This window comes from Furfurilactobacillus siliginis (assembly GCF_001437435.1).
Classification (GTDB): domain Bacteria; phylum Bacillota; class Bacilli; order Lactobacillales; family Lactobacillaceae; genus Furfurilactobacillus; species Furfurilactobacillus siliginis.
This window is the reverse complement of sequence record NZ_JQCB01000025.1, coordinates 1-9147: the sequence shown is the minus strand read 5'-3', so window position 1 is coordinate 9147 and position 9147 is coordinate 1. Positions and strand designations below refer to the sequence as shown.

The 9147-nt window shown below is 34.2% G+C and carries 9 protein-coding genes and 1 pseudogene; 6 read left to right on the top strand and 4 right to left on the bottom strand.

The window, feature by feature from the left end:
* Positions 1–123: 123 nt before the first annotated feature.
* The 5 genes from IV55_RS09890 to IV55_RS09870 are packed head-to-tail and all read left to right on the top strand — an operon-like array spanning position 124 to position 7218.
* Positions 124–1059: a replication initiation protein gene (locus IV55_RS09890; RefSeq protein ID WP_057811744.1), complete on the top strand. Its 936-nt coding sequence runs from the start codon at positions 124–126 to the stop codon at positions 1057–1059.
* Positions 1052–1573 carry a helix-turn-helix domain-containing protein gene (locus tag IV55_RS09885; protein ID WP_057811743.1) on the top strand — a complete coding sequence of 174 codons (522 nt, stop codon included), beginning with the start codon at positions 1052–1054 and terminating at the stop codon, positions 1571–1573. Before IV55_RS09890 ends, IV55_RS09885 begins: the two co-directional genes overlap by 8 nt.
* Positions 1570–3507, top strand: coding sequence for a site-specific DNA-methyltransferase (locus IV55_RS09880; RefSeq protein WP_057811742.1), 1938 nt, complete (start codon positions 1570–1572; stop codon positions 3505–3507). Before IV55_RS09885 ends, IV55_RS09880 begins: the two co-directional genes overlap by 4 nt.
* Positions 3507–6119, top strand: a complete 2613-nt coding sequence (locus tag IV55_RS09875; protein ID WP_057811741.1) for a DEAD/DEAH box helicase family protein — start codon at positions 3507–3509, stop codon at positions 6117–6119. The genes IV55_RS09880 and IV55_RS09875 overlap by 1 nt, the downstream gene beginning before the upstream one ends.
* 19 nt (positions 6120–6138) lie before the next feature.
* Entirely contained in the window at positions 6139–7218 is a 1080-nt protein-coding gene (locus IV55_RS09870) for an Abi family protein (RefSeq protein ID WP_057811740.1), read from the top strand.
* 262 nt (positions 7219–7480) lie between these two features.
* Here IV55_RS09870 and IV55_RS09865 read toward each other — a convergent pair whose 3' ends face one another.
* The 4 genes from IV55_RS09865 to IV55_RS09850 form a co-directional block, all read right to left on the bottom strand.
* Positions 7481–7825 carry a type II toxin-antitoxin system PemK/MazF family toxin gene (locus tag IV55_RS09865; RefSeq protein WP_010620845.1) on the bottom strand — a complete coding sequence of 115 codons (345 nt, stop codon included), beginning with the start codon at positions 7823–7825 and terminating at the stop codon, positions 7481–7483.
* Complete coding sequence (locus tag IV55_RS09860; RefSeq protein ID WP_001748109.1) at positions 7819–8082, bottom strand: AbrB/MazE/SpoVT family DNA-binding domain-containing protein; 264 nt, start codon at positions 8080–8082, stop codon at positions 7819–7821. Before IV55_RS09860 ends, IV55_RS09865 begins: the two co-directional genes overlap by 7 nt.
* Before the next feature lie 246 nt (positions 8083–8328).
* Positions 8329–8685: a type II toxin-antitoxin system YafQ family toxin gene (locus tag IV55_RS09855; protein ID WP_057811739.1), complete on the bottom strand. Its 357-nt coding sequence runs from the start codon at positions 8683–8685 to the stop codon at positions 8329–8331.
* On the bottom strand, positions 8685–8963 hold the full coding sequence (locus tag IV55_RS09850; RefSeq protein WP_003586674.1) for a type II toxin-antitoxin system Phd/YefM family antitoxin: 279 nt from the start codon (positions 8961–8963) through the stop codon (positions 8685–8687). The genes IV55_RS09855 and IV55_RS09850 overlap by 1 nt, the downstream gene beginning before the upstream one ends.
* Before the next feature lie 76 nt (positions 8964–9039).
* Between IV55_RS09850 and IV55_RS10705 the strand changes: the two are divergent.
* Positions 9040–9147: pseudogene (locus tag IV55_RS10705) on the top strand (site-specific integrase); the annotation flags it as partial.

Below are 9147 nucleotides of genomic sequence, written 5' to 3'. Positions count from 1 at the left end.
GTTTATCAAGTAGGTTTTGTCTGTTTATCAAGTAGGTTTTGTCTGTTTATCAAGTAGAAATATAAAGTTGACTACTTGATAAATATAATCTAAAATCAATTTGTAATCATTAGGAGGTACAGCATGGGAAATGAAATTATTAAGTATGATCCAGAGTTAAATACCATTCCACTTCGAAAATTTACTCCAGTTGAAATGAATTTATTTTTTTCGATTATTTCTCGTATGCGTGATAAGAGTAATCAGACCATTCGTTTTACTTTTGATCAATTAAAAGAGTTAAGTGCTTATAAACCTACCGCAAATAACCGTTTTGAAGATGACATTCAGAGAACTTATGAAAAAATGATGGGATTACATTTTGGTAGACGAAGTAAAAGTGGATTAACTCGAGAGTTTTTTGTTTTGTTTACAGAATTTAAAATTGATGGAGATGCAGAAGAACCTTATGTAGACGTAAAAGTTTATGAACGTGCTTTACCCCTTTTAAACAAGCTTGAAAGTTGGGTTCGTTATGCGTTGGCAGAGTTTAGAGATTTAAAAAGTAGTTACGCAAAAACAATGTTTCGGTTACTAAAACAGTTCAGAACCACTGGATATGCTTATTTTTCTAAAGAAGACTTTTTTGAATTACTAGATATGCCCAAAAGTTACTGGAATAGTCCCTCTAACGTCGATAAATTTGTTATAAAACCCATTAAAGAAGAATTAGCTCCTTTGTTTAGAGGGTTAACGGTTAGAAAAAAATATGGTAAAGGGCGTGGGAAACCAGTTATTGGCTATTCGTTTACTTGGAAGCCTGAAGAGAAAGACGCTAATGACTTCTCACAAGGTCAATTTCAAGATGAACGTCAAAAACTCTTTAACATTCAGCATAATGGTGAATTAACAGAGCAGGAAAAATGGCGCGCTACTGATAAAGTTAAAGGATTACCACTAGGATCCACTGAAAAACAAGCATTGGCTGATAAACAGGCCGAGCACGACAAAAAAATAAGAGATCAAGCAAGACAAGAAGCACTTGCTGAACTCCGAAAGGGGTTTGGAAATAATGCCTAAAACAATTAGAGAACTTGCTGATGAATTGGGCGTTTCAAAGCAAAGAATTCAACAAATTATCGCCAAATTATCGGCAAGCAAAACACCAAATAAGGAAGGCAATAGATACGTTTTAAACGCCCAAGATGTCAAAAATATAAAGGATTTGATGGGTTTTGATAATGACAAGTCATCGACAAGTGAATCGACAAATAGACTTGTCGATTATGATGTTTACTTAAATGTGATAGATTCCATAAAAGAAAAAGATGAACAGATAAAAATTTTATTAGAAGTTCAAAAACAAACACAAAATCTTCTAGATCAGCAACAACGGTTAGCATTACAGGATAAAAAAATTTTAGAAGAATATAAGGCAGAGATCAAAGATTTAAAAGCATTAAATATGCCGCCACAAGATATAAAAAAAGAGAATTCTTCTCCAAAAGAAACAACAGACTATATAAAAGGATCGCCACAAAAGCCAAATAAAAAAAAGTGGTGGCAATTTAAAAAAACGAGGGCAAAAAAATGATTGATTCAAAAATTATGGAGACAACAAAGTCTATTTTGAAGGAATTTGGTAACACATACTTTTCAGATAAAGGCACTCTAAAGCGCAACAAAGTAATAGAAGACCTCGATGCTTATACACCTATGTTGATGAAGGCATTACTAGCCAATCAACTAATTCATGATACCTATACTGAGTCAGTTGTTATAGATGATAAAAGTGTAGAGATTTTTAAGTTAAACCAATTTATTGAAATGTTTACGTATAAAGAATACTGGCAAGATAGCTACACAAAATTTGAAAATAAAATTGGCCTTACTGCTGGCGGTAAGTTTATTGATGAGACTGCTGATGTTGTGTTAGATTTTCCCTTCAAAGATACCGTTTTAAAAGCTGGTATGACGAAAGAAGATCAAAAAGATGCTGACGAACCCTTTTTGCATGAAACGATTGCTAAAGCTGAAATTGATCAATTATTAGAACCTAAAATATTTGTAAATGCTACTAAGTATGATCAAGAAAATTTAAATGGTGTATCAACTGATAATTTTGATAATGACAATTTAATCATTAAGGGGAACAACCTGATAGCTTTGCATAGTTTGAAAAACAGATATGCAGGCACTGTGAAGAGTATTTTCATTGATCCACCATATTTTTTTGAGACGACAAAACCAGCAGACACCTATACTTATAATTCGAATTTTAAACTATCTGGTTGGCTCACTTTTGTTCAAAATAGAATTAAAATTGCTCATGAACTTTTAGCAGAAAATGGAACATTGTTTTTAACAATGTCTGATGAAGGAGCCCATTATATTAAAATTTTGATGGATAGTATTTTTAATTCACAAAATTTTATAGCCGATGTGACTTGGGAATCAAGAAAATCAATTTCATCTGATGCATTAATCTCAATAAATACAAACCATGTTCTAGTTTATGCAAAAAATTTATCTCAAATAAGGAAAAATGATTTTAGATTGGCGTTGGATATAGATACGTTTAAAAATGATGATGAGGATGGAAGAGGGAAGTATAGATTAGAGCCATTTGATGCGCCAAATTTCCGTGCTAATTTACAATATGAAATTATAACTCCATCAGGTAGACATGTTTTGCCAGCAAATGGTAGACATTGGCGCACCGAGAAAAGTACGTATGAAAAATTATTATCAGAAAATAAAATATATTTTGGGAAAGATGGTAATGCTAAGCCCTCCCTAAAAGCTTATTATAGTGAGGTCGCAGAGGCTGGTAAGGGGAAAACAGCAAGTACTATCTGGCGAGATAATAATTCGATTATTTGGGATGATGCTGGAACTAATACCAAAGCAACACAACATCAAGTTGAATTATTTTCTGAAAATGTTTTTACTAATCCAAAACCTGAGCAACTCATTAAAAGAATTTTGGAAATATCTACAAACGAAAATGATTTAGTACTTGACTTCTTCATGGGATCTGCGACAACACAAGCCGTTGCAATGAAGATGAATCGTCGCTTTATTGGGATTGAACAGATGGATTATATTAAAACAGTTTCGGTTGAGCGTCTCAAAAAGGTGATTGCTGGTGAACAAGGTGGGATATCTAAAGATGTTAATTGGCAAGGCGGTGGCTCATTTGTCTATGCTGAATTGATGGAAAAGAATCAAGGCTATCTCAAAGATGTCCAACATGCAGAAACGACGAAGCAATTAGAAGATGTTGTTCATCGCATGATTGAAGGTGGCGCTGATTTTGATTTCCGCGTTGATGTCGAAAAAGTCATGCAAGATCCTGAATATCAAGCGATGTCATTGGCCGATAAAAAGCAGCTGATGGTCAAGGCCATTGATAAGAATCAGTTGTATTATGCTTACAGTGATATGGAAGATCGTGATGTACAAGAGCTGATGTCTGAGAGTGATATTGCCTTTAATAAGAGCTTTTATGGGGAGCGTGATCTGTAATGGCAAAAAAGAAAGCACGAGAACTTGTCTTACCCATTGTTCATGAAATTAAAGACTATACGAGTGATTTTTTAAAAAACGATGAACCCAGACATTCTTTTGTTTATCCGGACTACATTAAACACAACCTCAAACATCAGCTACGTGATTATCAAAAGCAATCACTATACAATCTGAATTACACGCAAAAAGATGACCATGTTGCCAGTCGCTTCAATCAATTGTTATTCCATATGGCCACTGGTTCTGGAAAAACTGATGTGATGGCAGCCGATATATTGTATTTTTATCATGAATTTGGCTATCAAAATTTTCTTTTTATCGTTAATACTAACGCGGTAATTGCCAAAACGCGTGAAAACATGCTGAATGTTCAATCACCAAAGTATCTCTTTTCACAACCACTAAGTATTGATGGCGAGACGATTGAATTGCGAGAAGTAACCCGCTTTCCAACAAATAGTGAACCAGGCGTGATTTACTTACGGCTAACAACTATCCAAACTTTAGCGAATGAGTTAAATACACCACGAGAAAATGGCTTAACTTATGGTGATTTAGAGAAACAGAAGTTGATTATTCTAGCTGATGAAGCGCATCATTTTTCTGCTGGAACTAAGAGCAAATCAGATCAAAAAAATAAAGCTTGGGAGTATGTCTTAGACCGTATTCGACAAGCTAATAAAGCAAATCGTCAGTTAGAATTTACAGCCACGATCGATTTGAATAACGAGTTTATTTACGAAAAATATCGTGATAAAATCATTTTTCAATATGACTTAAAAGAGTTCCAAAATGCAGGATATTCAAAAAAAATTGCTCGTTTGCAAGCCAATGCTGATGATAACGAAAAGATGCTAAACGCGGTATTGTTATCACAATATCGTAAGCGGATGGCGATTCAGGCGGGTGTGAAAGATTTTAAGCCGGTTATTTTATTTAAATCCAATAGAAAAGATGTTTCAAAAGCGGCTCGTGGTCAATTTTTGACGATGATGGATCGGCTAACTGCTGAAGATCTGGCGCAATTTATTGCAAAGCAACTACAAACCACGCAATCGTCTACTTTGCGCCAAGCCTATACTTATTATCAAACAGTTGATATGGGGAGCTTGGTACGTGAATTGCAACGTGATTTTCAACTATTGAATACAATTAGGGTTAATGATACGAGTAGCGATGGGATTTTAGGGGACTTAAATAATTTCCGTAATTTGAATACTTTAGAGGAACCAAGTAATCCCTTTAGAGCTATTTTTTCCGTCGTCAAGCTTTCTGAAGGTTGGGATGTTTTAAATTTGTATGATATTGTCCGAATTGGTGAGCAACCTATTACGTCAACACAAACTAATAGTGAAGCGCAATTAATTGGTCGTGGTGCGCGATACAATCCCTTCGTCTATGAGGATGCAACATCTTTCACGCGACGATTTGACCATAGTACGCCAGAATTACAGATATTAGAGTCCTTACACTATCACACGATTAACGATAAAAAATATATTGATAATCTGACGAAGTCCTTTGAAGCAATGCAGCTACAAGTTGAAGATGATAAGGACTTTGATATTTTAACCACGACGGTTAAAAAGTCATTTAAAAAATCTAATGTCTATCAATATGGCAAGTTGTATTACAATGACGTTGAAGATGTTCCTGAAAGTGAATACAATGGTTTGACAAAATATGGGGTCCCTGTTGCAGAATTACCTACCGTTAACATCGAGACAGCAACCCTAGAAGCAACGGCCTTTGATACACAAAATGTTGCAGGTATGAATGAGACACGGCTGGTAAAGATTGATGAGGCACTCGTTAAAAAATCAATGGCACGGAATCCTTTCTTCAGATTCAATACCATGAAAAAATATATGCCGACGCTAAATTCTATATCTGAGTTTATGTATGATGCGCAGTGGCTAGGACAGCTAAAAGAAATCCAAGCGACGGTATCAACTGGTGCAGATACAGTGCTTAGTCGAGAAACGCAGCTATTAGTCGTTGAAAAATATCTAGCGTATATTCAACGCATGTTAATCATGAACTACAAGCGTCAACGTGGGACTAATAAATTTATTGGGTTGCCAATTAAGGAAGTCGTTCAGGACTATCAAAAGCGTATTCCCGTTAACTATTCTAATGCTAGTATTCATGAGTTAATTCAAACTTATGACTATAAAAAGGCACCGTGGTTTGTCTATAACGAAGCCATCGTCGACAAATTAGAACGTAGCTTAATTGAACTGATCCAAGGCTATGTTGAAGAACTGCAAAACAAGTATAAAGATGTTTACCTCATTCGTAGTGATGAGCGTAATACTAAGCTGAAATTACACGAATTTGCCAATAATGTGTCTCACTATGCTGGTTTCTTGCCGGACTTTGTCTTGTATTTAGCTAATGAATCTTACATTTATCAGATTTATATTGAACCTAAAGGTACTCAATTACTTGATCAAGATCAGTGGAAAGAGAACTTGCTAACGAGTATTTCTCCTGATAGTGTGGATGTTATAGGTGAAAATGAAAAAGTTAAGTTATATGGTGTCAGGTTCTACGTGTCAGGTGACTCACGACAAATAAGAAAGAAAATAGAAATATTTACAGACTAAATGAAGGAGGTTCATTGCAATGGGCATAAAGCCATCTAAAAGCAGACAAAATTTAATTGATAATCTAGATTGTAGATTACTCAATATCCCAGATAATAAAAAAGCACTACAATTATTGACCAATTTAAACTATTTTCAAGTAGTCAATGGCCTGGAAAATATATTTCTTACTACAGTTCATCCTAAAAAATTTAATAAAGTATCCATTTTTGATTTTGAGCGTTTGTACTATGATAGTGAAAAAATAGCAACTGAAATATCGAGAGCCCTAGATGATTTTGAAGAACGTTTAAAGAGCTCTATATCTTATCATTTTAGTCAGTCGTATTGCATGAATATCAATGATACAATGCAATATACTAACAAAAATAATTATCGAGATGATGCTGAATTTGATGGATACCCACTTAATTCAGAACAATATGCAAAAATTATACAAACTTTCAAGGCAACCGAATCCAGAAATAAATTTTTATTTTTTCAACCATGGTTCCTAACAAATCTTGTTCAAAAAAACGATCATATTAATCAATCTTTCTACAGAGATATTCAATATACCGCTCCTAACAATATTATGACTTATCAGTATGACTCTCAGGTGGCAGTTCCTTTGTGGGTAGCCATTGAAACTTTGCCGTTTGGTTCGCTAATCTATTTGTGTCATTATATAAAAGATGATGAAATGAGTAATGTTTTAAATGATTTTGGATTAACAGCCAACGATAGAATAATATTTTTAAATGTCTTGGATGTTTTAAAAGAATTAAGGAATCATATTGCTCATGGTAACCTCTTATTAAGATTTCAAACACCTGCTTATATTAAATTTACTAATGATTTTGTAAATCGATTTGAATTGAATCCCAAGTCAAGAGGAACAACTGGTGCTAATCGACGTGTTTCATATGCATCAAAAATATACCTCTATGATTCCTTAAAAATTTTGCATCATTTTGATTCAACAAAAACAGTGGTAAAACAATTCAAAAAAATGTTTTACCACAACATGAAAAATATGAAACAAGGTGAAATATATAATAAACGTATTCTAAAGGCGATAGATGCTCCCAGCTACAGAGCATTAAAAAATTTGACGTAATGATATTTGATATATATACTATATATATATACTAAATAAGGCTCCTAACGAGCACTCGCCGTTAATCAATTGGTTAATGACGTCGATAAAATACCCATGTAACTATTTAATTATAGTTATATGGGTATTTTTGGATAGATTCATTAATATAAGGGTCCATAACTTACAAATAACCCCTCAAAAACATTGAAAGAATAGCCCCCAATATCTACATTATAGATATTGGGGGCTATTTATCTTTATACTATAAGAATGACTTCTTTTATTCGTCATCAATACTAAACAATAATTTGTACAAAGTGATTATTTCTTCTAGTTCTTCACGCGATACATGATCGACAATGGCTTCATCAGTGACATGTCTTGCCCGCAAATCTAAGGCTATTGTTTGATCTAATAATACTTTCCCATGTATTGTTTGACTACTATTTAGCCGATGATACATAGGAAAATTACGCTCGGTACTGCTAATTGGAGCCACAATCGTCATGTTACTTGTTTGACAGACTAGATCATTACTTAGAGCAATGGCCGGCCGCCTATTCATCTGTTCATGACCACGACTTGGATTAAAGTTAACATAAAATATATCGCCCTGACTTACCATTGAAGTTCATTACCTTCTGACTTTCCCCAATCAAGCTCGTGATCACGTTTTCCGTCATCTTGCCAGTCCTTAAATAGTTCGTGAATATTGGTTGGGTTCTTTTTTATTGGTGTTAAAACAATTGATCCATTTTCAATTGTTATTGTCATATCTTGGTTATCATCTAATTTCAATTGTTTAATAATCTGGCTAGGAATTCTAGCAGCTTTCGAGTTTCCCCACTTTGCTAAGCGTGTTTGTTCTTTAATTAGTTCCATAGTTTCCCCTCCTAAATTATTATTTCAAGCTAAGTATATCCTACGTAGATACATAAATCAAATGCTATTACTGGAGGTTATTTTATGCAACAAGTTGTCTTACCAATCAAAGATTCGAACGTTCTTAAAGAGGTTCAAGATACTTTACTCAATAATTTCAAAGCTGACCGTTGTTAAAGAGGCCCCCAACATCTATAATCAAGATATTAGGGGCCATTTATTTTTATATACTAAAAATAACTTCCTTTATTCGTCATTTTTTCGATACCTTTTAGAACGATTTTGACCAGGAAATAAACGATCATGCGATCCGACTCGAATTCCAATTAAGACTAGTTCATCTGTATCAATCGTATAAACCACCAAGACATCGTTAGTTTCGCTTGGTGTTTTGTTTTTCGGGGTATCTCGTAAGTGAAATTCATTATACCCGCTCATTCGTCGATTAAGCTCATGATCTTCAAATTCTGGTGGTAATTGTTGTTGCTCAAGCAACAGGTCAATGGCTGCTCGAACTTCATCAATAATAGATTTGTCTAAACTGGCTAACCGTTTTAGATCAGCATTAAAGGTTACACGTGGTTTAAATCTTAGTTTTTTCATTATTTAAACTGGCCCCAATAATCATCATCTGATTCAACAATTTCATCGTCAGGTAAAACATGGCGTTTAATTAACTGATCACGTGCAATTGCATATTCTAACGAACCTTCTTTCGCTTTTAATGCTCTTTCTAGCCAGTCCATTTTTTCTTGTGAAACGATGGCTACTGCGCGACTATTTGAACGAGCAATATAAACGGTTTCATCTTCGTCATTAACTTGATCTAAATATTTTTTAAGGTTAGCGCGAAAATCGCTCTGTGTTAGTGCTAATGTCATATTTACCACCCTTTCATTGTACTTAATATTGTACTTTAATTTGTACTAAAAATCAATTTTTTAAGGAGCTAAAACTATGCAACAAGTTGTCTTACCCATCAAAGATTCAAACGTTCTCAAAGAGGTGCAAGATACCTTACTCAACAACTTTAAAGCTGGCCGGCGTAACTATACAGTTTTTCAA